Raw genomic sequence first — 23,423 nt, 5'->3', positions numbered from 1 at the left:
CACGGGGCGCGAAGGGATGGTCATTCTTAACCGATGGCGTCGGCGTGACAATTCCTCGACCGCCGGCTGGGGAGGTTGAATGGGCGGCGGCAGGGGGACAGACTCGGGCGAAGGGGTTCGGCCACAACGCTGCGGCGACCGGAATAAAGCCGGTTCGCGCGGTGTTGGTGGAGCGGAACCCCGGGGGGACAATCGACGAAGGTGCCGGCGCCATGTCCATGCTTGCCACGCCCATGCTTGCCACGCCCACGCTCTGGACCCGGATGAAGGCCGAACTGGGCGACAGTGACGCGCAATACCGGCTGGCGGAGGCCGTGCGGACGGCCGACGTTGCCGCTTCCGTTTCCTGGTACCGCCGGGCCGCCCGCCAGGGCCATGTCCCGGCGCAGACCATGCTGGCCTTCCTGCTCGCCAACGGCATCGGCGTGCCGCCCGACCCGCGCCGGGCGGTATCCTGGTATCGCCGTGCCGCCGCCAAGGGCGATGTCGGCGCGCAGAACAATCTCGGCTACATGCACGAGCATGGCGCCGGCGTGCCCTGCGATCCGGCCAAGGCGGCGCTGTGGTACCGGCTTGCCGCGCTCCAGCACTCCGCCCCCGCCCAGGTCAACCTCGCCCTGCTGCTGCTTGATGGCCGCGGCGTCGACCGTGACGAGACCGAAGCGGTGCGCTGGCTGCGTGCAGCTGCCGAACAGGGGCACCCTGCCGCGCAATACCGTCTTGGCCTGTGCCTGCGCGAGGGAGTCGGTGCCGCCCGTGATCCGGCCGAAGCCGCCCTTTGGTTGCAGGCGGCAGCAGCGGCCGGCGACCGCGACGCGCTGGTGGCGCTGGCCGAGCTGCGGCAAACCGTCATCCCCGACCTGCGCCCGGACCTGTCCCAGGACTGGCCGGACGCCGCGGAGGATGAGGACGACGCGGCGCCATGGCGGCCGGAACAGCGCCGTATGCAGGAAATCCCCATGCAGAGCGCCCATGCCGGAGCACTGCCTCCCGGCTGAGGCCGCCCGGAAGGCCGCTGGCCCACTATATTAGGACAAGCTGGAAAACCGCTTGCAAGCTCCGGCGGAATCGCGGTTCATCTGACGGGTGGCACCCTGCGAAGGGACACCCGGCGGATGGCGATGGAGCTTTGGGCGGCCCGTGGCTGATGCATCGACGTTTCATGACGGCGGCGTGCCATGAGGCTGGGCCTTGAGGTTGGGCGGTTGCTTGGCCCGGCCGTCCCTGCGCTCCGGCAGCGGGAGGCGTGACCATGATGCGTTTCGAAGACGAATTTCATGGCGTCCGCCGCCGCTCTCTCCTGGGCCTTGCCGCTGGCGGTTTGATGCTGCCGGCCTTTCCCCTTGCGGCGGCGGTGCCGGACAGGACCTTTCGAATCACCATGGTTCTTGGCCGGGGCGAGAGCGACAACGAATACGGCTTCAAGGACTATCTGGCCCGCCACGGGCTGACGGTCGATTACACCATCCGCGACACCGGCGGCGATCACGCCCGGCTGCCGGCCATCGTGGAGGAGATCAAGGACACCCGCCCCGATCTGGTCTACAGCTTCGGCACGCCGCAGACCCGCGGCATCGTCGGTCCCTTCGACGATGCCGATCCGCGCCGCCATGTCACTGACATTCCGGTGGTCTTCACCTTCGTCGCCGCACCGGTGGACGCGAAGATCGTGCCCGACCTCGGCCGGCCGGGGCGCAACGTCACCGGCACCATCCACATCGCGCCCATCGCGGTGCAGTTGAACACCATTCTGGCTTACCGCCCGATCAGGCGGCTGGGCATCGTCTACAACCCGCAGGAACGCAATTCCGTCGTCACCATCGAGGGGCTGCGGGCGGAGATGGCATTGCGCGGGCTGGAGCTGGTGGAGGAGCCGGTGCCGCTGAACGACCGTGGCGAGCCGGTCGCCGCCGCCGTTCCCGATGCGCTGGCCCGGGTGGCGGCCCGCGGGGCGGAGGTGCTGTACATCGGCCCCGACACCTTCATCGCCTTCCACAACCGCTCCGTCGTCGCGGCGGAGGCGCTGCGCCTGCGGCTGCCGACCTTCTCGGTGACGGAACTGATCGTGCGCACCGACAAGGCGATGCTGGCGCTGGCCAGCAGTGCCTACGGCATCGGCCGCTTCACCGCCTTCAAAGCGGCGCAGATCCTGATCGACCGGACCGACCCGGCGGACATTCCGGTGGAAACGCTGAAGCGTTTCTCCGTCATCATCAACATGGCCACCGTGCGGGCTCTTGAATATTACCCACCCATCGGCCTGCTGAACTTTGCCGAAATCATCGAGTCGTGAGCGTCCGGCCTCTCGCAGCCCTGCCATACCCTGGATGGCGGTGTGGCGCGCGGGGTGGCCGCCGTCCGCCTGCTGGACCCGGAGGACTGCGACGTGCTCGCAGCTACCTTCCGCAGGACGGCGCCGATCGCCTATGGCGCGCTGGGCCTGACGATGGCGGAAAGGCGCGATGAGCGCGATTTTCGCCGCACTGCGAAGGCATCGTCGGCACTCCGCCGACATGCTATAACCGGAAGCCTGGAAGAATGTGGCGGGAGCCGGGTATGCACATTGCCGAGCGAACAGAGAATGGCATCACGGTGCTGCACCCGGTCGGACGCATCGACAGCGGCAGCACGGGCGAATTCGAACGCGTTCTGATGTCCGCCATCGGCGATGAGGGCACGCGGATCGTTGTCGATATGGCCCAGCTTGCCTACATCAGTTCGGCCGGGCTTCGGTCCCTGCTGGTCGCCGCCAAGGCGGCCCGGGCGAAGCGCGGTTCGATTGTCCTGTCCGCGATGGCGCCGAATATCCGCGAGATGTTCGATGTCAGCGGTTTTTCGTCCCTGTTCCAGATCCATGCCGACGCGGCTGCGGCCGTCGCGGCAGTGGGTGGGTGAGGGGCACGCGTAGACTTCCGCCGGCCGCGGCCGGCTTTTCGATAAGGCGGTTCCCAAAAGGAGCCGGGTGCATGATGGGAAGTGCCAATCGCCCCAACATCCTGGTCGTCGAGGATTCGCCGGCCGTGCGGCTGTCCGTCGCCGGATATCTAGAGGGGCGCGGTTTCGACGTGACGGAGGCGGAGAACGGACGGGCGGCGATCCGCGCCCTCGACCGCCGCAGTTTCGACCTGATCGTCACCGACGTGCTGATGCCGGAGGTGGACGGGATCGAACTGATCAAGGCCGCCCGCAGCACCCAGCCGGACGTGAAGATCCTTGCCATGTCCGGCGGCGCACCCAACATGCCGGCCGGATATCTGCTGAAAATGACACGAATGTTCAATGCGGATGAGATCATCTACAAACCGTTCCTCAACGAGGAGTTGGGGGCTGCGGTTGCCCGTCTGCTCGACCAGTCGCTGCCAAATTAAGCAGATTGAAGTGCCTGCCCAATAAAAGGGCGCAAAAGAAAACGGCTTCGGTGCATGAAGCGCCGAAGCCGTAAGTGATGCGTGGAACCAACCGCGGTCCCCTTCGCAAGCCCCGTGCCAGAACTCTCCGTTTTCCCTGGAACCGGCCGCTGAATTTCCGGAACGCCGTTTGACCGCCCCTGTTGATCGGGACAGACGGGCGTGGCGACGCCATCCGTGGCGCAGCCCGCCCATTCAAGAATCCTGAAAAGAGGGAGCCGACCACGATGGCGCAGTACGAGAATCGGTGGCGAGGCGAGGGCCGTGACTGGCGCGACGAGGACCGTGAACCCAACCGGCACCGCGATTGGGGCGAGGGACCGAGCCGCACCGGCGTCTATGGCCAGGGCTATGGTCAGGACCAAAGCCGGGACTGGAACCGGGCCCAGAGCGGGGACGACAGCCGCCAGCACGAGAGCATGTATCGCACCCAGGCCCACCGCCATCAGGACGAGCAGGGCCGTGACTATCGCGATACCGGCTATGGTGGGCGCGTCGGCAATGAATCGGGCGGTTACGGCCGCGATTCCCACTATGACGACAACCGGCGCGACACTTCCCGCGAGATGGAGCGGGTCTATGATCGCAACTTCGGCAGCGGGCGCGACATGAGCCGCGGCGGCTATGGTGCCGGCTATGGCGGCCGGTCGGGCTCCAGCGGCTATGGCGGTTATGCCGGTGCCGGCAATGCCGGAACCGAAGGCAACTACACCAGCCGTGATCTCGGCAGCGCCGCTTACCGTGACCGCGATTATGGCGTCCGCCCCTATGGCGAGCGGAATTACGGCGACCGCAGCTTTGAAAGCAGCGACCAACGCAACCGTGATTACGGGTCCCGCACTTACGGTCCCCAATCCAGCGGCTATGGTGGCGGTTACGAATCCGGCCGTGACCGTGGCGATTGGGACCGTGGCGACTGGAGCCGGCGCGATCTCGGCGGCAGTTCCTCCACCGGCCATGGCGCAGGCTATGGCAGCGACGACTACCGCAACCGTTCCTGGGGCGATGACCGCGGGGCCATGTACCGCAGCCAGGAAGGCCGCGGCTATGGCGAGAACCGCGGCCGGGGCGATCAGCGCGGCTTCTGGGAACAGGCCGGCGACGAGATCGCCTCCTGGTTTGGCGATGACGATGCGGAGCGCCGCCGTCACGAGGACCAGATGCGCGCCTCCCAGCATCGCGGCCGTGGCCCGCGCGGCTACAGCCGTTCCGACGAGCGTGTGCGCGAGGATGTCAGCGACCGGCTGACCGACGACGCCTACATCGACGCTTCTGACATCGAGGTGGCGGTCAGCGGCGGCGAGGTGACGCTGACCGGCATGGTCCCCGACCGCAACACCAAGCGCCGGGCCGAGGATGTCGCCGAGTCCGTTTCCGGTGTATCGCATGTGCAGAACAACCTGCGCGTCCGTGCGCAAACCGGAAGCCAGGGCGGTTCGGGCTGGGGCAGTTCCACCGGCGCCGGCGCCTCGGCGATGGCGAATGCGGGCACCGGCTCAACCCCCGGCGGCACCTCCTCGTCGATGAGCGGGACGACAGGCGGTTTCCAGGGGGCCGACACCACCGGCACTGGCACTGCAGCCGGCCTCGGTACCGGCACCAGCGGCGGCCCGGCCGGTGCATCGGCAGGCACCGGTTCGATGGCTGGCTCGACCACCGGCGTGACCGGCTCGACCGGCATCGGCCGCACCACCAACACGCGGACCTGACGTCCCGCGTTACCGCTTTAAATTGAATGGGCGCGAAGCCCGGCCTCTCAGGTAATTCCCCCCTGGGCAGGTCGGGCTTCGCGCCTTTTTACGTTCTCGGGGCCGTCAATCCGTCCGTTCCGGTCATGGAAAGGAAACAGTTCCCCCACATGACGGCGAATTCATTTTTATTGGAAACAGGTTCCTTGACACTCTAGGGATCTCGACTATCGTCAGTTTTTGAAACCCGTGAGTTCCATTCATGCCTCTTGATGCGGAAGAGATACCCGACTGGCGCGCTCGGCGGCGCGAGGTGATCCTCAACGCCGCGGCGGAGCTGTTCGCCGGCCGCGATTACGCCTCGGTCCAGGTGGAAGAGGTGGCGAAACGGGCCGGCGTGGGCAAGGCCACGCTCTATCGCTACTTCCCCTCCAAGGAAGAGCTGTATCTGGAATCGCTGGAACGCGCGCTGGGCGGGCTGGAGCACAAGCTGAACGCCGAACTGGCGCCGCAGCAGGTGCCGGCGTCCGTCCGGCTGTCCGCCATGGTCTCGGCCCTGGTCGACACCTTGAGCGAGCAGTTGCAGACGCTGAAGCTGCTGGGCGGCGACCAGTCCGATCTGGCGGACCGCACCCGCCGCATCCTGCGCCGCCGCAGCCAGCGCACCGCCACCGCGTTGCAGCAGGTGCTGGCCGACGGCATGGCGTCCGGCGAGTTCCGCAAGATCGACCTGGAGGTCGTGCCGCTGCTGATCATCGGCATGGTCCGCGGCGGCATCATGCAACTGGGCGAACGCCCGCGTGAGGCGCTGGAGCGCTCCGTCATCGACATTCTGATGTCCGGCATCACCAATCTGCCCCCCTTTATCTAAGCCTGTGCCGGCCCCTGGCTCCGGCGTTTGGAGTCCCATCGGATGAGACGGTTTTTCCTGGTCCTGCTGCTGGCCGCTGTGATCGGCGGTGGCGGGTACTATTGGTATGCGACCCACAATGCCGGGGCGGATGGCAAGACGGCGGCGGCGGACGGCCAGAAGCCGCAATCCAAAACGGCGGCGCCGGCCGGTGCCGGCCGGGCGGTTCCCGTGGTGACCCAGACGGTGGCGGTGCAGGCCGTGCCCGAACAGATTGTCACCATCGGCAGCGTCCAGCCCATCGCCGCCATCGCCATCAAGGCCCGCGTCGACAGCGCGGTGGAAACGGTCAACTTCATCGAAGGGCAGGAGGTGAAGACCGGCGACACGCTCTTCACCCTCGACAGCCGCTCGCTCGACGCCCAATTGCGTCAGGCCCAGGCCAATCTGGAGCGCGACCGCGCCAATCTGGAGAAGGCCAAGGGCGACGTGAAGCGCTATGCCGAGCTGGTGCGGACCAGCGCCATCTCCCGCACCACCTATGATGCCGCCGTCGCCACCGCCGATGCGCTGGAGGGCACGGTGAAGGCCGACCTCGCGGCAATCGAGGCGGCGAAGGTCTCGCTCAGCTTCACCCGCATCACCGCCCCGATGGACGGTCGCACCGGCACCGTCGCCGCCAAGGTCGGCACCATGGTCCGCGCCGCCGACACCAACCCGCTGGTCACCCTGACCCAGCTGCGCCCGATCAACGTCTCCTTCAACGTCCCGGAAAAGCATCTGCCGGCGATCCGCGCCGCGATGGCCAGCGGCTCGCTTTCCGTGACCGCCACCATCGCCGGCGGGCATGGCGAGAAGGCGGAGGGCAAGCTGTCCTTCGTAGACAGCCAGGTCGACCAGCAGACCGGTACCATTCTGGTCAAGGGCGAGTTTCCGAACGCCGACACCCGCCTGTGGCCGGGCCAGTTCGTCGACACCGTCCTGACCCTGCGCGTCGAGCAGAACGCCCTGACCATCGCCGACCTCGCCGTGCAGACCGGCCAGAAGGGGCGCTTCGTCTATGTCGTCAAGGCCGACGAGACGGTGGAGGTGCGGCCGGTCACCGTCGAGCGCAACCATGGCGGCCTCAGCGTCGTCGCCTCCGGCCTGAAGGCGGGCGAGCGGGTGGTCGTCGATGGCCAGTCGCGGCTGTTCCCCGGTGCCAAGATCACCGAGAAGGCCGGCGGCAAGCCCGCCGCCCCAGCTGGCTCCCCTGGCGGCGGCGAGACCGCCGAAGGCGGGCGCCAGCAGGGCTCCGCCACCCAGGACGCCGCCGCCCGCAGCACCGTTACCAACGGGCAGTCCGCTGAGGGCAAGAGCAGCGGGGGTGCCACGTGAACCTCTCCGAACTCTGCATCCGCCGTCCGGTGATGACCATTCTCCTGACGGCGGCCCTGGTGCTGAGCGGTCTGGCGGCCTACCGCCAGTTGCCCACCGCGGCGCTGCCGCGGGTGGATTTCCCGGTGGTCAGCGTCACCGCCACCCTGCCGGGCGCCTCGCCGGAGACGATGGCGGCGTCGGTCGCCAGCCCGCTGGAGCGTGAGTTCTCCACCATTGCCGGCATCGACACCATCACGTCTAACAGCACGCTCGGCAACACCAGCATCACCATCCAGTTCGTGCTGGAGCGCGATATCGACGCGGCGGCGGCCGACGTGCAGGCGGCCATCGCCCGCACACAGCGCCGTCTGCCGGCGGAGATGACGACCCCGCCCAGCTACCGCAAGGTCAACCCGGCCGACCAGCCGATCCTGTTCCTGTCGCTGAACTCGCCGACCCTGCCGCTGGCGCAGCTGAACGACATCGCCGAAACGCTGATCCAGCCGAAGGTCGCCACCCTGCCGGGCGTCGCCCAGGTGCAGATCTACGGCTCGCAGAAATACGCGGTGCGGGTACAGGTCAACCCCAACGCCCTGGCGCTGCGCGGCATCGGCATCGACGAGTTGCAGAAGGCGCTGGCCGCCGCCAACGCCAACACGCCGGTCGGCACCCTGACCGGCCAGCAGCAGCAGCTGGTCATCGCCGCCAACCCGCAGCTTCCCGACGCCGCCGCCTTCCGCCAGCTGATCGTCGCCTACCGCAACAGCGCCCCCGTCCGGCTGGGCGACGTTGCGCAGGTGCTGGACAGCGTCGAGAACGACCGCACTGCCAGCTGGCTGAACGGCACCCGCAGCATCATGCTGGCAGTCCAGCGCCAGCCCGACGCCAATACCGTCGACGTGGTCGACCGCGTGCGCGAGCTGGTCCCGGTGTTCCAGACGCAGCTTCCCGCCGCCGCCGCCATCCAGGTGGTCAACGACCGCTCCGAATCGATCCGGCAGGCGGTGGAGGACGTGCAGTTCACGCTGGGCCTGACCATCGTGCTGGTGGTCATGGTGATTTTCCTATTCCTGCGCCGGCTGTCGGCGACGCTAATCCCGGCGCTGGCCGTGCCGATTTCGCTGATCGCGACGGCCGGCGGCATGCATCTGCTGGGCTTCTCGGTCGACAACATCTCGCTGATGGCGCTGACGCTGGCGGTCGGCCTCGTGGTGGACGACGCCATCGTCATGATGGAGAACATCGTCCGCTACGTCGAAGAGGGGATGAAGCCGTTCGAGGCCGCCATCAAGGGCTCGCGCGAGATCGGCTTCACCATCCTGTCGATCACCCTGTCGCTGGTCGCGGTCTTCATCCCGATCCTGCTGATGGGCGGCGTGGTCGGGCGGCTGTTCCACGAGTTCGCCCTGGTCGTCACCATGTCCATCGGCGCATCGGCCTTCGTGTCGCTGACGCTGACGCCGATGATGTGCTCGCGCTTCCTCACCCATGCCCATGACCAGAAGGAAGGCTGGTTCGGCCGCATGCTGGAGGGCGGCTTCTCCGCGGTGCTGAACGGCTATGCCCGCACGCTGCGCTGGACCCTGCGCCACCGCCCGCTGATGGGGCTGGTGATGATCGGCACCGTCATCGGCACGGCGCTGCTCTATCAGGCGATCCCCAAGGGCTTCTTCCCGACCGAGGACATCGGCCAGATCCAGGTGACGACCGAGGCGCGTGCCGACATCGCCTTCCCGTCGATGGCGGAGCGGCAGCAGCAGGTCGCCGCCATCATCAAGGCCAACCCGGCGGTGGTCGACGTCATCTCCTCCGTCGGCGTCGGCGGCAGCACCGGCAACCAAGGCCGCATGTTCATCACCCTGAAGCCGCGCGACGAACGTCCGTCGGCGACCGAGGTGATCCAGCAGATCCGCCGGCAGGTCAACGGCATCCCCGGCATGGCGGTCTACATGCAGCCGGTGCAGAACCTGCGCATCGGCGGCCGCGCGTCGAAGAGCCTCTACCAGTACACCATCCAGGGCCTCGACCTCGACGAGCTTTACCAGTGGTCCGGCCGGCTGGAACAGACGCTGCGCGGCATCCCCATCCTGCAGGACGTGACCAGCGATCTTCAGCTCAACAACCCGCAGGCCTACGTTCACATCGACCGCGAGAAGGCGGCCACGCTCGGCCTCGGCGTCGATCAGGTGCGCTCGACCCTCTACAGCGCCTTCGGCCAGCGGCAGGTCTCGACCATCTACACCCCCAGCAACGACTATCAGGTGCTGATCGAACTGGAGCCGAAATACCAGGGCGACGACAGCTCGCTGTCGCGCATCTATGTCCGCTCCACCACCACCGGCAAGCTGGTGCCGCTCGACGCGTTCGCGCGGGTGGAGCGCACCGCCGGCCCGCTGGCGGTCAACCACCAGGGCCAGCTTCCCGCCGTCACCCTGTCCTTCAACCTGGCGCCGGGCGCCTCGCTGGGGCAGGCGGTCGACCTGATCCGCGCGTCGGAGCGCGAGATGGGCCTGCCGCCCACCATCACCACCGGCTTCGCCGGCACCGCCCAGGTGTTCCAAGATGCCCAGGCCGGTCAGGCGCTGCTGCTCTCCGCGGCGGTGCTGGTGATCTATATCGTGCTGGGCGTGCTGTACGAGAGCTTCATCCACCCGCTGACCATCCTGTCCGGCCTGCCGTCGGCGGCCATCGGCGCGCTGGCCACGCTGATGCTGTTCGACGTCGAACTCAGCGTCATCGCCATCATCGGCATCCTGATGCTGATCGGCATCGTGAAGAAGAACGCGATCATGATGATCGACTTCGCGGTGGACGCCCGGCGCAAGGGCATGTCGGCGCGCGACGCCATCGAGCAGGCCTGCCTGCTGCGCTTCCGCCCGATCATCATGACGACGATGGCGGCGATCATGGGCACCCTGCCCATCGCCATCGCCCATGGTGCGGCGGCGGAACTGCGCCAGCCGCTGGGTCTCGCCGTGGTCGGCGGCCTGTGCGTGTCGCAGGTGCTGACGCTCTACATCACGCCGTCGCTCTACCTCTACATGGAGGATTTCGGCCACTTCATCAGCAACCTGTTCCGCGGCCGGAAGGCGGACATCCCCCATGGCCCGATGCCGGCGGGTGGCGACGACTGAGGGGCGCGTGGATTTCCCTCTCCCGCCTTGGGAGAGGGGCGTTCACACCACGGCTTTAAACCGCGATCTGCGTGACCATCGGCGTGTTGACCCCGGCATCGGCGCGGCGGTAGGCGTCGATGGCTTCCGACCAGGGTTCGATGGTCAGGCCGCTGCCCATCGCCTCCTGATGGATGCTCTGGGCGACATAGCCGGCGTTGGGCAGGGCGTTCAGCGGCACCGGGCCGCCAATGACCGGGCCGGCATCCTCAGCCGCACCGCCGATGGTAAATCCACCGGACGAACCGGCAGCCGTCCGTGTGCGCGTCGCCGTCGACTCGCCATCGGCGCGGCCGCTGCTCTGCAGCGCGTCGCCGGTCGCCTCGGTGCCTTCCTTGCCGCGCTTGCGTTCCTCCTCGCCGGGAATGCGGCGGATCGGCTGGACCGCCGAGGCATCGCTCGCCAGCATCTGACGCAGCTTCGCAAGGCCCGAACTGGGCATCGCGCTGGTCGGTGCGGGAAGGGCGGCCAATCCGGACAAGGGGCGGTTACCTCACGGGAGCAGGAAACGCGGGGTGAACGGAATGCACGACGGCACAGTATCGCTCATCGGACGATCTTGCACAAACCTGTCGCCACCCGAAACAGGCTAGTGCGGCAAAGGTTCCGAAATACTTAAAATGTCCCGCAAATGTCATTCAGTTGCGACGCCGTGGCGCAGACGAAGGCTCGGCAGGATGGGGCGCGGCTGTTACAGTGAGACGTTCGATTGTGGACACGCGTAACGAAGGATGGCGCGCCGACCTTGCCAGCCCGGATCCCCGACCTCCCGACGAACCGATCCCTTGCGGCCGATGCTCCCGGACCGGAGCCCGTGAGCGGCGACGATCTTGCCGTGCTGGCGCTGGAACAGATGGACCAGGGCGTGATGCTGGTCGATGCCGACCTCAGGGTCCGCGTGATCAACCGCCGGCTCTACGAGATGTTCGACGTTCCGATGGGCTATCTGCCCGGCGACGACTATGCCCGCATGGTCCATTACCTCGCCCGGCGTGGCGAGTATGGTCCGGGCGACCCCGATGTCCTCGCGGCCGGTCATCTGGAACGGACGCGCCGGGCCGATCCTCCGCTTTATGAGCACCGCCGCCCCGATGGACGCGTGCTGGAGGTGCGGACCCGCCGCACCTCCGCCGGCGGATTCGTCCGCACCTACTCCGACGTGACCGAGCGTCGCCGGGCGGAAGACGACCTTGCGACGCAGCGCCACATGCTGCGCCTAACGCTGGAGAATATGGGGCAGGGCATCGTCCTGCTGGACCGCGACCTGCGTTACATCGCCTGGAACCGCCATGCGCTGGACATCCTCGGCGTGTCGGAGGAGGTGATGTGCGGCAAGCCGGCGCTGTCCGACATCGTGCGCCACCAGATCTCCACAGGCTTGGTCTCCATGCCGGCGGGAGCCCCCGATTTCGGCGACGATCTGGATGCCAAGACCAAGTATCTGATGGACCGCCTGGGCCGGCCGGAGAGGGAGTTCGTCTATGCCCGCCCCCAGGGCGACGGCCGCTTCATCGAGGTGCGGGTGGTGCCGCTGCCGGACGGCGGGCAGGTGCGCACCTTCACCGACATCACCGACCGTGTCATCGCCGACGAGGCGCTGCGCCAGAGCCGCGAGATCCTGACCGGGGTGATCGACGCCATCCCGGCGCTGATCGATGTGAAGGACCGTGACGGCACGGTGCGGCTGACCAACCGTTTCTACCGCGAGACCTACGGCCCCGCCGCCGCTCCGCCGCCCGGTCCCGCGACCGACCGTGCCACGGCGCTCGACCGGCTGGTGGTGGACAGCAGCCAGGGCGTTCCCTTCCACGAGGACCGTGCGCCCGACGGCGACGGTTCGATGCGCGACTGGCTGACCACCAAGATGCCACTGACCGACGAGGGGGGCGAGGTCACCCACATCGTTACGGTGGCGCTGGACATCACCGCGCGCAAGCGGGCGGAGGCCGAACTGCGCGATGCCCAGGCCAGCCTGATCCAGGCGGAGAAGCTCTCCTCGCTGGCCCAACTGGTCGCCGGCGTCGCGCATGAGGTGAACACCCCCATCGGCGTCACCCTGACCGCCATTTCCCATCTGGGCGAGGAGGTCGGCCGCATCCGCGCCCTGTTCGAGGAGAACCGCATCCGCCGCAGCGATTTCCAGGACTTCCTGGACGTCGCCTGGGAATCGACGCGGATGATCCTGTCGAACGTCGAGCGCGCCACCGGCCTGATCCAGAGCTTCAAGCAGGTCGCCTCCGATCAGGCGAGCGGCGAGCGCCGCCCCTTCGACCTCGCGGCCTATGTCGACGAGGTGCTGCTGAGCCTGCGCCCCCGCCTGCGCCGCACCCGGGTGACGGTGGACCTCGACATCCCCGCCGGCCTGATCGTCGACGGCTATCCCGGCTCCTTCGCGCAGGTGCTGTCCAACCTGATCATCAATGCCCTGGTCCATGCCTATGACGAGGGCGAGTCCGGCCGCATCCTGCTTTCCGCCCGCGAGCAGCCGGCCGGCTGGATCGAGATGCACTATGCCGACGACGGCAAGGGCATCCCCGCCTCCATCCGCCCCCGCATTTTCGAACCTTTCTTCACCACCAAGCGCGGCATGGGCGCCAGCGGGCTGGGCCTCAGCATCTGCGCCAACATCATGACCGGCACGATGCACGGCAGCATCGCGCTGGAGGATGACGGCGAGAAGGGCACGTGGTTCTTGTTGCGCTTTCCGGTGCGGTTCGACGGTTAGCAAAATCTGCGGCTTCGCCGATGCTCGATGCTACGGATGAGACCTGAGGCGGCATTGTTCCACTGCCTGTCAGACGCTTCAAATCGATCCCGATTTCACACGATCCGATCTGAAGGTGGCGATTCTCTTTTAACCCATGGTCGCGCGCATTTTAAATAATTTCAAAAAGAAGCTTTATTTCTATTAAGAGAAATCAAACGAAAATCCCAGTTTAGAAAAATTTTTCCAGAATGGAGATTAATTTTAAAGCGCTTTATATATCAAATCGGTGAATTCCCTTATTGATATGTTTTTGAGTATCTCAATATTTTAGATTTTTATTGGGCTGAGGTTTCGGAAAGGAAAAATCTTGCCGGTAAGAAAGAAAGCGCGTTTCCATTTGAGGGTATGGATTCCCACAATTGCGGTTGCCTTCGTTTTATCCACATTTTCCTTATGGATTCTTGTGCTTGATAATGTTGAGAATTACCGAAAACTCGATCAGCAAATGGTTGAGAGCGATGCTCGTATGATGTCGAAAGCGTACCATGAGTATATACTCAGAGTTGTCCAGAAAATAGATCAGACATCACAAATAATATTAAGCGAATATAGAGAGGGTCATGCTCCTCTCGATTCAATCGTGAAAAGCGCTTCTTCTATTATTATGCCGGACTATCTATTTCAGGTATCTGTGGTAGATAAGAGCGGATATCTGATATTTTCGAATTTGAATAAAATTAGCGAGCGGATAGATTTGTCTGACAGAGAGCATTTTCGTGTGCATCTGGAAGACAAGCGCGACTTCCTGTATATCAGCAAACCAGTTCTTGGGCGTGTGTCTCGCAAGTGGTCGATCCAATTCACACGCAAGATTTTCAACAATATAGGAGAGTTCGATGGTGTGATTGTTTTGTCTGTCGATCCTTCCCACCTCGCGAATTTTTCAAACAGCGTCCTGCTTGGAGAAAGGGACGCAATCGGTTTGTCGCGGGACGATGGAACGATCCTGTCCAGGGTGGTTGGGGGCACTTACCAGGAGCAGTACTTCGGCACCGTGATCGGTTCGCGCCCCTACATGAGCGCACTTGTCCCCGATGCCGGAGTGTACGAGTCCAAAAGTCCGGTTGATGGGGTTCAGCGTTTCGTAGGATACCAAAAGCTTCGCGATTATGGATTGGTCGCTGTCGCGCTTTTCGACAAGGAGGCAGCGTTCACCCGGTCGGATCAAGCTCTGTCGACCGCTTATTTGATCGCTGGCGTCGGGACATTCCTGCTGGCGCTTGCATCCCTTGCTTCAGCCTTGGCGATTCGCGCGGTTCTGCACGAATATGTAGTCGAGCAGACAATGAACGCCGAATTGCGGAACGCCCATGATGAATTGGCAGTTGCACACTCGTCCCTGAAAATGCGGGAGGAGGAACTGGTTGTCCTGTCGGAAACCGACCCGCTCTGTCGTATCGCCAATCGCCGCCGCTTCATGGCCGTTACCGAGGCCGAACTGATCCGGCATCGCCGTTACAGGAGAACTTTCAGTCTGCTGGTTCTCGACGTCGATCACTTCAAGGCAATCAACGACGCGCATGGCCACGGTGTCGGCGATGCGGTGCTCGTCGCCCTTGCCAATACGATCAAGACGCGTCTGCGGGAGACGGACACATTCGCTCGGATCGGGGGCGAGGAGTTTGCGGTCTTTCTGCCCGAAACCGACGTCAAAGGCGCCCTCGCCGTGGCGGAAGACATCCGGCAGACGGTATCGGAGACATGCATCGATGCAGGGAAAGGGCAGTCGGTCGACGTGACGGTCAGCATTGGAATCGCCTGCTCCCGGAGCGACTCTGCTTCGGTGAGCGATATCTTGAACAGTGCCGACCGTGCGCTTTACGCCGCCAAGCGTGGTGGTCGTAATCGTTCAATGGTTGAGGGAAACCGCACGCTTCCGGTTTGACGGTCCCATGTCCACAGTTTCATGTTCGCATGATCTGTTCATGCCCCGGACGGCTTTGATTTCATCCGGCCCAATCCAATGAGCGGATTTTCCAGAGGGCTCTCTCCCGGATCGCCGCCCGAAGAGGAGCGAGCCGGTCCGCCCCTCTAACCCGCGATCAGCTCCCTGATCCTTGCGGCCAGCACATCCATGGCGAAGGGCTTCGTCAGCACCGACATGCCCGGTTCGAGCTGGCCGTTGTTCAGCAGCGCGTTCTCGGCGAAGCCGGTGATGAACAGCGTCTTCAGCTTCGGACGGCGGACGCGGGCGAGATCGATCATCTGGCGGCCATTCATGCCGCCGGGCAGGCCGACGTCGGTCACCACCAGATCGATGCGCGCGTCGGATTGCAGAACCCGCAGGCCGGCGGCACCGTCCGCCGCCTCGATTGCCGCATAGCCCAGGTCGCTCAACAGGTCCATCACCATCAGGCGCAGGCTCGGCTCGTCGTCCACCACCAGAACGGTCTCGCCTTGCCGTGCCGGCAGGGTCGTGGCCGGCTCGTCGCGAATCTCCTCTTCCTCCGCCTCGCCGCGGTGGCGGGGCAGATACAGGCACACCATGGTGCCTTCGCCGACCTCCGAGTAGATCTTCACATGCCCGCCCGACTGCTTGGCGAAGCCATAGATCATCGACAGCCCCAGCCCGGTTCCCTGGCCGATGGGCTTGGTGGTGAAGAAGGGGTCGAAGGCCTTCTCGATCACGTCCGGCGTCATGCCGGTGCCGTTGTCCGACACGCACAGCGAGACATACTGGCCGGGATGCATGTCCTGCTGCCGTGCCCCTTCATGGTCGATCCAGCGGTTGCCGGTCTCAATGGTGATCCGACCGCCCTTCGGCATGGCGTCGCGCGCGTTGATGCAGAGGTTCAGCAGCGAGTTTTCCAGCTGCGAGGGATCGACCATCGTCGCCCACAGCCCGGACATGCCGACCATCTCCACCTGGATGCCCGGTCCCACCGTGCGCTGGACCAGCTCCAGCATGCCGCCGACCAGCCGGTTCATGTTGACCGCCTTCGGTGCCAAAGTCTGCTGGCGGGAGAAGGCGAGCAGCCGATGGGTCAGCGCCGCCGCACGCCGCACCGCGCCCTGGGCGGCGATGATGAACTTGTCCAGCTCGTTGACGCGGCCCTGGTCGACGCGGGCGGCGATACGTTCCAGGGCGCCCGAGATGCCGGCCAGCAGGTTGTTGAAGTCGTGCGCCAGCCCGCCGGTCAGTTGCCCGACCGCTTCCATCTTCTGCGACTGACGCAGTTGCTCCTCGGCGCGCATCAGCTCGGCGGTGCGCTCGGCGACGCGCTGTTCCAGCGTTTCGTTCAGCGCGCGCAATGCCGCCGCCGCCCGGTCGCGCTCGGCCTCCACCGCGCGGCGTTCCTGGACATCCATCAGCACGCCAGGGAATCTCAATGGCGTGCCGTCCGGACCGTGCTCGACCCGTCCGTTCGCCTCGATCCAGTAATAGTTCCCGTCCAACCGCTTCACCCGGTACTGGTGGGCATAGGCGCCGCCGCGGGCGATAACCTCCTGGATGGCAGCGAGCAGCCCCGGCTTGTCGTCCGGGTGCACGCTGGTGACCACCTGCTCCAGGCTGAGCCCGTCGCGGCCCAGCGAGGGGTCGAGACCGAAGGCTTCGGCGAACGGCTTGTCCACTGTGAAACGATTGGCGGGCAGGTCCCAATTCCAGGTGCCGATGATGGCGCCGGCCGCCAGGGCAAGCTGGACGCGCTGCACATTCTCCCGTGCCAGCGCCTCACTGACGCGCAAGGCCTCCTCCGCGCGGCGCCGCGCGGTGATGTCGCGGAACAGGACGGAGACCTGACGCAGGCTGGCCGGCTCCAGCCTCGCCGCCGACACCTCGATATAGCGCTCCACCAGCGCAAAATAGCGCTCGAATCGGATCGGTTCGCCGGTGCGCAGGACATTGCCGTACAGCTCGATCCAGCCATCCGCCTCGGCCGGCGCCAGATCGCGCACCGCCATGCCGACGATGTTGCGGATGCCGGTCTGCCGCTCGTACCCGTCGTTGGCCTCGACGTGGATGTAATCGGTAAGGGTGCCGTCGGCATCCTCGCTGAACTCGATGATGCAGAAGCCGTCGTCGAGAGCGTTAAACAGAGCGCGATACCGGTCTTCGCTCCGGTCCGACTCATCGGACATCAACCGCTGTTCCGCCACCCAACTCTCCCTCATCCGGCCGGACCCGCAAGCTCCCGTACCCTGTTCTATCGGCCGGCAGGCGCTCGAGAGCAACTCGACGTAATAAATATGCGAAAAGGATAATCCCCCGGCAGAGTATGTATTGGGACAGACGTCCCATGCAATGGCGCAGTCCTGGGGAAAGGCTGTGTAGGGATTTACAACCGTAGCGGCACGGAACGGTCGCTCCGACCGTTCCATTTACCGAAGCAAAAGGGCAGCCGAAGCTGCCCTTTTTTCAAGACAGGGTGTTGGCGTTTTTATTCGCCGCCGCCCATCGGCGGTGGAGGATGCGGGTCCCATTCTCCCGTCCTCCGCACTGTCCTTAAGCCGCGCGGATACCGGCCAGGAAGCGTTCGACCTCGAACTTCATCTGTTCGGACTGCCGCGACAGTTCCCCTGCGGCTCCCAGCACCTGGGTCGCCGCGCTGCCGGTCTGGGTGGCGCCCTGGCTGACTTCGGCAATGTTCACCGTCACCACCTCGGTTCCCCGCGCCGCCTCCTGGACGTTGCGGGCGATCTCGCCGGTGGCGGCTCCCTGTTCCTCGATGGCCGACGCGATGGAGGTGGCGATCTCGTTGATCGCGGTGATGGTGCCGCCGATCCCGGTGATAGCGTTCGCGGCTTCGCCGGTCGCCTGCTGCATCGCCTGGATCTGCCCGGCGATCTCCTCGGTGGCCTTGGCGGTCTGGGTGGCGAGGTTCTTCACCTCGCTGGCCACCACGGCGAAACCCTTGCCGGCCTCGCCGGCGCGGGCCGCCTCGATGGTGGCGTTCAGCGCCAGAAGGTTGGTCTGGCTGGCGATGTCGGTGATCAGCTTCACCACGTCGCCGATGCGCTGGGCCGCCTCGACCAGCCCCTGGACCTGCCGGTTGGTCGCTTCGGCTTCACCGACCGCCTGGGCGGCGATGGTGGTGGAGCGCGAGACCTGCGCGCTGATCTCCGAGATCGACGCCGTCAGTTCGTCGGTCGCCGACGCCACCGTCTGCACGTTGACCGAGGCCTGCTCCGCCGCCGCCGCCGTGCTGGCGGCCTGGCTGTTGGTCTGTTCGGCGGTGTGCGACATGCTCTGCGCGGTGGCGTCCAGTTCGGTGGCGGCGGCGCTGACGGTGCGCAGGATGCCCGACATGCTGCTGTCGAAGCCGGCGACCAGCCTCTCCACCGCGGCGGTGCGCCGCTCCTTGTCCAGCCGTTCCGCCTCCTCGGCCGCCGCCATGCGCGCACGGTCCAGCGCGTTCTGGCGGAAGATTTCGACCGCGCGGGCCATGCCGCCGATCTCGTCGCCGCGGTCCTTGCCCGCGACCTCGACCGACAGGTCGCCATCCGCGAGGCGGGACATCGTTCCGGTGATGCCGGTGATCGGCTTGACGATGCCGGAGCGCGACACGGCGACGCTGGCCGCCACCGCCATGCCGATGCCGCCGATGCCGACCACCAGCATCAGGGTGATCATGTGGGTGCTGAAGGCGTCGAGTTCGTCGTTCGCCTGCTGGATGCTGTCGATGTTCCGCTGTGCCGCCGCCTCCATGGACTTGCCCAGCGCGGTACGGCTGGTGCGGCTTTCCGGTGTGTCGCCATGTTTCTGCGCCGCTTCCGGAGAAACCTCGACGCCGAGCCGGGCGACTTCGTTGCGGATGGCGACGAACTCGTTGGCGGTGTCCATCATCTTCTGGAAGTCGGCCTTGCGGTCGGGCGTCAGCAGGCGCTCCCATTCCGTCATCCGCTTGCCGATCGACGCCGTCGACTCCCTGATCCCCTTGCTGAACAGCTGTGCGTCGTCCTTCGACTTGGAGGCATAGAGGCCACGGCTGTCCATCACCGTCTTGAAGATCAGGCTGTTGACCTGTTCGGCAAGCAGCGCCCGCTGCGAGCGGACCTGGATGTCGTCGACCCTGCCGCCGAAGGTCTGGATCGCGAGGAAGCCGATGGTGCCGATTACCGACGCGATCAACGTCATCAGGATGACGATGGCGGAGATTTTGCGGCTGATGCTGAAGCGGCTTAGCAAGGTACCCATGGTCCGGCTCATCTTTGGCAGGGGATATCCCGACCATCATACACCGGTATGCATATGAATCTATGAAGCCAAGTTACAGCGAATTCAGGCGACATTCGCTTTCCAGCACCGAATTCTGTCCGGAAAATCCGCAAATTTTGAATGGTCCTGCCGCATTTCGTCACCTTGGCAGAGCCGGCGGCGTCTTTGCTGTGAATCGGCAATGCCGATCATGGGCCGAACATTAGAAAATTCCGCGGCGTTCGCTATGAGACTTTTGCACGCACCACCCAAGCCAGTCGATGGCGAGACGATCTGGTAAGGCAATGATTTCGACTTGTCTGCAAGTCGCTCGTCCCAGTCTGGACCGCCGAGGACCCGAGGCGGCGAGCCCTTCCCGCCAGGGGCGGGAAGGGTGCCGTCAGCAATGACGCCTACCGATTGCCCGGCCAGCCTCACTCCGCCGCCAGCGGCTGTGGGGCGGCGACCGGGGCGCGGAAGTCGGCCAGCAGCTTGGCCTCCTTCGCCTTAGCCGCGGTGACGTTGCGCGCCTTCACCGGGCCGTAGCCGCGCATCTCCATCGGCAGCTTGGCGATCTCCACCGCCAGATCGAGCTTCTCGCGGGTCAGGCCGTTCAGCAGTTCGCCCACCACCGCTTCATAGTCGGCGATCAGCTGGCGTTCCTGGCGGCGCTCGGCGGTACGGCCGAACGGGTCGAGCCGGGTGCCGCGCAGGCGCTTGCCCTTGGCCAGCAGGCGCAGGACCGGCAGCATCCACGGGCCGAAGCTCTTCTTCTTCGGTTCGCCGCCATCCTCGGCGGTATCGCCCATCACCGGCGGGGCCATGTGGAAGGTCAGCTTCCAGTCGCCTTCGAACATGCGCTGGACATTCTCGACGAAGCCGCTGTCGGTGTAGAGGCGCGCCACCTCATACTCGTCCTTGTAGGCCATCAGCTTGAAGTGGGCACGGGCGACCGCCTCGGTCAGTGCGGTGGAGCCGGGCACCTTCTGTTGCTCCGTCCGGCGGGTCCAGTCGATCAGCGCGTGGAAACGGGCGGCATAGGCGGCGTCCTGGTAATCGACCAGGAAGCGGTGGCGGCGTTCGATCACCTCGTCCAGGCTGCCGGACTGGCGGCGCTGGTCGAGCAGCAGCGACTGCGCGGTCTGCGCCACCTCCTGGGGCTTCGCAGCGGCTTCCACCGCAGCCAGATCGACGGCGGCGCGCCGGCCCCACTGGAAGGCGTCGAGGTTCAGCTTCATCGACACGCCGTTCAGCTCGATGGCCTTGAGGATCGACTCCTCGCTCAGCGGGATCAGTCCCTTCTGCCACGCATAGCCCATCAGGAACGGGTTGGCGTAGAGGCTGTCGCCCAGCAGCGCGGTGGCGAGCTTGGTCGCGTCGAAGGCGTCGACATTGACCTCGCCGCCGCAGGCCTTGCGGATGTCGCCGACCAGATCGCGGACCGGGATCACCATGTCCGGCTTTTTGATGAAGTCGGCGGTGATGCTGTCATGGGTGTTGATGACGGCGCGGGTGCGGCCGGCGGTCATCTTCGAAAGGCCGTCGCCCGCCGCCGCGACGATCAGGTCGCAGCCCAGTACCGCGTCGGCCCCGCCGGCGGCGATGCGGACGGAGTGGATGTCCTCCGGCGTGTTGGCGATGCGGATGTGGCTGGTGACGGCGCCGCCCTTCTGCGCCAGCCCGGTCATGTCGAGCACGCCGACGCCCTTGCCCTCGATGTGGGCGGCCATGCCCAGCAGCGCGCCGATGGTAACGACGCCGGTGCCGCCGACGCCGGTGACATACAGGCTCCAGGTCTTATCGAAGGCAGGGACGACCGGGGCGGGCAGGGCGGTGGCGTCGGCCGACTTCGCCGCCGCCGGCTTCGGCTTGCGCAAGGACCCGCCTTCCACCGTCACGAAGCTGGGGCAGAAGCCCTTGGTGCAGGAATAGTCCTTGTTGCAGCTGGACTGGTCGATCTGACGCTTGCGGCCGAACTCGGTCTCCTGCGGGATCACCGACACGCAGGACGACTTGGCAGAGCAGTCGCCGCAGCCTTCGCAGACCAGTTCGTTGATGACGACGCGCTTGGCCGGATCGACCATCTTGCCGCGCTTGCGGCGGCGGCGCTTCTCGGTGGCGCAGGTCTGGTCATAGATCAGGATGCTGACGCCGGGGACCTCGCGCATCTCCTTCTGCACGCGGTCGAGGTCGTCGCGATGCTCGACGGTGGTGTATTGCGGCAGGCCGTTGCCGATGCCGTACTTCTCCGGCTCGTCGCTGACGACGGTGATGCGCTGCACGCCTTCCGCCCGCAGGACATGGGCGATGGACTGCACGGTCAGCGAGCCGTCGAAGGGCTGGCCGCCGGTCATGGCGACCGCGTCGTTGAACAGGATCTTGTAGGTGATGTTCACCTTGGCGGCGATGGCCTGCCGGATCGCCAGCACGCCGGAATGGAAATAGGTGCCGTCGCCCAGGTTGGCGAAGATGTGCTTCTCGTCGGTGAAGGCGGCCTGACCGACCCACGGCACGCCCTCGCCGCCCATCTGAGTGAAGGTGTCGGTCGAGCGGTCGAGCCACGTCGCCATGTAGTGGCAGCCGATGCCGCCCAGCGCCCGGCTTCCCTCCGGCACGACGGTGGAGGTGTTGTGCGGGCAGCCGGAGCAGAAGGTCGGCTTGCGCACCACGCGCGCCACATGGGCCTTCTGCTTCTCCTGCGCGTCGAGGAAGGCGATGCGGCGGGCGAGATTCTCGTTCTCGATGAAGCGCTGCAGGCGGCGGCCGATCACCACGGCGATCTGGGCCGGCGTCAGCTCTCCGGCGCTCGGCAGGATCCACTCGCCCTGCTCGTCGAACTTGCCGACCACCTTCGGGCGGACATCGGGGTTCCAGTTGTACAGCTGTTCCTTCAACTGGTTCTCGATGACCGCGCGCTTCTCCTCGACCACGACGATCTCTTCCAGACCCTCGGCGAAGTGGCGGACGCCGTCGCGCTCCAGCGGCCAGGGCATGCCGACCTTGTAGACGGTGATGCCCCAGTCGGCGGCCATCTCCTCGGTGATGCCAAGCTCGTCGAAGGCCTGACGGACGTCGAGATAGCTCTTGCCGGTGGTGACGATGCCGAAGCGCGGACGCGGGCTCTCCATCACCACCCGGTCCAGCTTGTTGGCACGCGCGAACGCCAGGGCGGCGTACAGCTTGTGCTTCATCAGCCGGTATTCCTGCTCCAGCGGCGGGTCGGGCCAACGGATGTTCAGGCCGCCCGGCGGCATCGGGAAATCGGCGGGGACGATGGGGGAGACGCGGTGCGGGTCGATATAGACCGACGCCGAGGTGTCCACCGTCTCGGCGATGGTCTTCATCGCGATCCAGCAGCCGGAAAAGCGGCTCATCTGCCAGCCGATCAGGCCGTAATCCAGGATCTCCTGCACCCCCGACGGGTTCAGCACCGGGATCATCGAGTGCATGTAGGCGTGTTCGGACTGGTGCGGGAAGGTGGAGGACTTGCAGTTGTGGTCGTCGCCGGTCAGCACCAGCACGCCGCCATGCTTCGAGGTGCCGGCGGCGTTGGCATGCTTGAACACGTCGCCCGACCGGTCGACGCCGGGACCCTTGCCGTACCACATGGCGAAGACGCCGTCATACTTGGCGCCCTTGAACATGCCGACCTGCTGGCTGCCCCAGACCGCGGTGGCGCCCAGCTCCTCGTTCACGCCGGGCTGGAACTGGATGTGGTTCTTTTCAAGGAACTTGCGGGCGTTCCACAGATTCTGGTCGAACCCGCCCAACGGCGAGCCGCGATAGCCGGAAATGAAGCAGCCGGTGTTCAGCCCGGCGGCGAGGTCGCGCTGGCGCTGCATCATCGGCAGGCGCACCAGCGCCTGGGTGCCGGTGAGGTAAACACGGCCCTGTTCGAGCGCGTACTTGTCTTCGAGAGACACTGTTGCGAGCGCCATTCTTCATTCCCTCCCATCGGTCGGCAGCCTGGCAAACTCCTGAACGGAGTGCTGGGGAACCGATTTGTTCGCTGGGCGAAAAGGTAATGAAGGCTGTCTTATATC

Annotated in this window: 14 protein-coding genes; 10 read left to right on the top strand and 4 right to left on the bottom strand. The window is 65.6% G+C overall.

The features are described from left to right. Nucleotides 1-212: 212 nt before the first annotated feature. From ABNQ39_RS06280 to ABNQ39_RS06245, 8 genes are all read left to right on the top strand, one after another. Nucleotides 213-998 (top strand): tetratricopeptide repeat protein, encoded by a 786-nt coding sequence (locus ABNQ39_RS06280; protein ID WP_376959528.1) that lies wholly within the window; start codon nucleotides 213-215, stop codon nucleotides 996-998. 254 nt (nucleotides 999-1,252) lie between these two features. Then, on the top strand, nucleotides 1,253-2,293 hold the full coding sequence (locus tag ABNQ39_RS06275) for an ABC transporter substrate-binding protein (protein ID WP_376959527.1): 1,041 nt from the start codon (nucleotides 1,253-1,255) through the stop codon (nucleotides 2,291-2,293). 263 nt (nucleotides 2,294-2,556) lie between these two features. Further along, nucleotides 2,557-2,895 carry an STAS domain-containing protein gene (locus ABNQ39_RS06270; protein WP_376959526.1) on the top strand — a complete coding sequence of 113 codons (339 nt, stop codon included), beginning with the start codon at nucleotides 2,557-2,559 and terminating at the stop codon, nucleotides 2,893-2,895. A gap of 71 nt (nucleotides 2,896-2,966) precedes the next feature. Continuing rightward, a complete protein-coding gene (locus ABNQ39_RS06265; protein WP_098739611.1) occupies nucleotides 2,967-3,368 on the top strand; it encodes a response regulator in 402 nt (133 codons plus the stop codon). 266 nt (nucleotides 3,369-3,634) lie between these two features. Then, nucleotides 3,635-5,116, top strand: a complete 1,482-nt coding sequence (locus ABNQ39_RS06260) for a BON domain-containing protein (protein ID WP_376959525.1) — start codon at nucleotides 3,635-3,637, stop codon at nucleotides 5,114-5,116. 241 nt (nucleotides 5,117-5,357) lie between these two features. After that, a complete protein-coding gene (locus ABNQ39_RS06255) occupies nucleotides 5,358-5,966 on the top strand; it encodes a TetR/AcrR family transcriptional regulator (RefSeq protein WP_098739613.1) in 609 nt (202 codons plus the stop codon). Between the two features lie 42 nt (nucleotides 5,967-6,008). After that, nucleotides 6,009-7,322: an efflux RND transporter periplasmic adaptor subunit gene (locus ABNQ39_RS06250; protein WP_376959524.1), complete on the top strand. Its 1,314-nt coding sequence runs from the start codon at nucleotides 6,009-6,011 to the stop codon at nucleotides 7,320-7,322. Continuing rightward, nucleotides 7,319-10,438 carry an efflux RND transporter permease subunit gene (locus ABNQ39_RS06245; RefSeq protein ID WP_376959523.1) on the top strand — a complete coding sequence of 1,040 codons (3,120 nt, stop codon included), beginning with the start codon at nucleotides 7,319-7,321 and terminating at the stop codon, nucleotides 10,436-10,438. The genes ABNQ39_RS06250 and ABNQ39_RS06245 overlap by 4 nt, the downstream gene beginning before the upstream one ends. A gap of 55 nt (nucleotides 10,439-10,493) precedes the next feature. On the opposite strand, the gene ABNQ39_RS06240 is transcribed toward ABNQ39_RS06245, so the two are convergent. Then, nucleotides 10,494-10,886 carry a hypothetical protein gene (locus ABNQ39_RS06240; RefSeq protein WP_376959522.1) on the bottom strand — a complete coding sequence of 131 codons (393 nt, stop codon included), beginning with the start codon at nucleotides 10,884-10,886 and terminating at the stop codon, nucleotides 10,494-10,496. Nucleotides 10,887-11,291: 405 nt separating this feature from the next. Between ABNQ39_RS06240 and ABNQ39_RS06235 the strand changes: the two genes are divergently transcribed. After that, a complete protein-coding gene (locus ABNQ39_RS06235; protein ID WP_376959521.1) occupies nucleotides 11,292-13,202 on the top strand; it encodes a PAS-domain containing protein in 1,911 nt (636 codons plus the stop codon). A 349-nt stretch (nucleotides 13,203-13,551) separates the two neighbouring features. Next, complete coding sequence (locus ABNQ39_RS06230) at nucleotides 13,552-15,129, top strand: sensor domain-containing diguanylate cyclase (RefSeq protein WP_376959520.1); 1,578 nt, start codon at nucleotides 13,552-13,554, stop codon at nucleotides 15,127-15,129. A gap of 146 nt (nucleotides 15,130-15,275) precedes the next feature. On the opposite strand, the gene ABNQ39_RS06225 is transcribed toward ABNQ39_RS06230, so the two are convergent. From ABNQ39_RS06225 to ABNQ39_RS06215, 3 genes are all read right to left on the bottom strand, one after another. After that, on the bottom strand, nucleotides 15,276-17,324 hold the full coding sequence (locus ABNQ39_RS06225; RefSeq protein WP_376959519.1) for an ATP-binding protein: 2,049 nt from the start codon (nucleotides 17,322-17,324) through the stop codon (nucleotides 15,276-15,278). A gap of 364 nt (nucleotides 17,325-17,688) precedes the next feature. Continuing rightward, the gene (locus tag ABNQ39_RS06220; protein ID WP_376959518.1) at nucleotides 17,689-19,380 is read right to left on the bottom strand and encodes a methyl-accepting chemotaxis protein; all 1,692 of its coding nucleotides are present in this window, start codon (nucleotides 19,378-19,380) and stop codon (nucleotides 17,689-17,691) included. 434 nt (nucleotides 19,381-19,814) lie between these two features. Then, complete coding sequence (locus ABNQ39_RS06215; protein WP_376959517.1) at nucleotides 19,815-23,318, bottom strand: indolepyruvate ferredoxin oxidoreductase family protein; 3,504 nt, start codon at nucleotides 23,316-23,318, stop codon at nucleotides 19,815-19,817. Nucleotides 23,319-23,423: the final 105 nt, after the last annotated feature.

Source organism: Azospirillum sp. A26 (assembly GCF_042604635.1).
In the GTDB taxonomy this organism is placed as follows: Bacteria; Pseudomonadota; Alphaproteobacteria; order Azospirillales; family Azospirillaceae; genus Azospirillum; species Azospirillum palustre.
The sequence above is the reverse complement of the archived record's forward strand: the minus strand, read 5'-3'. Positions and strand labels throughout refer to the sequence as shown.

What these genes read in the sequence shown, in the direction of transcription:
- ABNQ39_RS06280 (WP_376959528.1), top strand. Translation starts at nt 213, where the DNA reads ATGTCCATGCTTGCCACGCCCATGCTTGCCACGCCCACGCTCTGGACC.
- ABNQ39_RS06275 (WP_376959527.1), top strand. Translation starts at nt 1,253, where the DNA reads ATGATGCGTTTCGAAGACGAATTTCATGGCGTCCGCCGCCGCTCTCTC.
- ABNQ39_RS06270 (WP_376959526.1), top strand. Translation starts at nt 2,557, where the DNA reads ATGCACATTGCCGAGCGAACAGAGAATGGCATCACGGTGCTGCACCCG.
- ABNQ39_RS06265 (WP_098739611.1), top strand. Translation starts at nt 2,967, where the DNA reads ATGATGGGAAGTGCCAATCGCCCCAACATCCTGGTCGTCGAGGATTCG.
- ABNQ39_RS06260 (WP_376959525.1), top strand. Translation starts at nt 3,635, where the DNA reads ATGGCGCAGTACGAGAATCGGTGGCGAGGCGAGGGCCGTGACTGGCGC.
- ABNQ39_RS06255 (WP_098739613.1), top strand. Translation starts at nt 5,358, where the DNA reads ATGCCTCTTGATGCGGAAGAGATACCCGACTGGCGCGCTCGGCGGCGC.
- ABNQ39_RS06250 (WP_376959524.1), top strand. Translation starts at nt 6,009, where the DNA reads ATGAGACGGTTTTTCCTGGTCCTGCTGCTGGCCGCTGTGATCGGCGGT.
- ABNQ39_RS06240 (WP_376959522.1), bottom strand. Translation starts at nt 10,886, where the DNA reads ATGCTGGCGAGCGATGCCTCGGCGGTCCAGCCGATCCGCCGCATTCCC.
- ABNQ39_RS06225 (WP_376959519.1), bottom strand. Translation starts at nt 17,324, where the DNA reads ATGTCCGATGAGTCGGACCGGAGCGAAGACCGGTATCGCGCTCTGTTT.
- ABNQ39_RS06220 (WP_376959518.1), bottom strand. Translation starts at nt 19,380, where the DNA reads ATGGGTACCTTGCTAAGCCGCTTCAGCATCAGCCGCAAAATCTCCGCC.
- ABNQ39_RS06215 (WP_376959517.1), bottom strand. Translation starts at nt 23,318, where the DNA reads ATGGCGCTCGCAACAGTGTCTCTCGAAGACAAGTACGCGCTCGAACAG.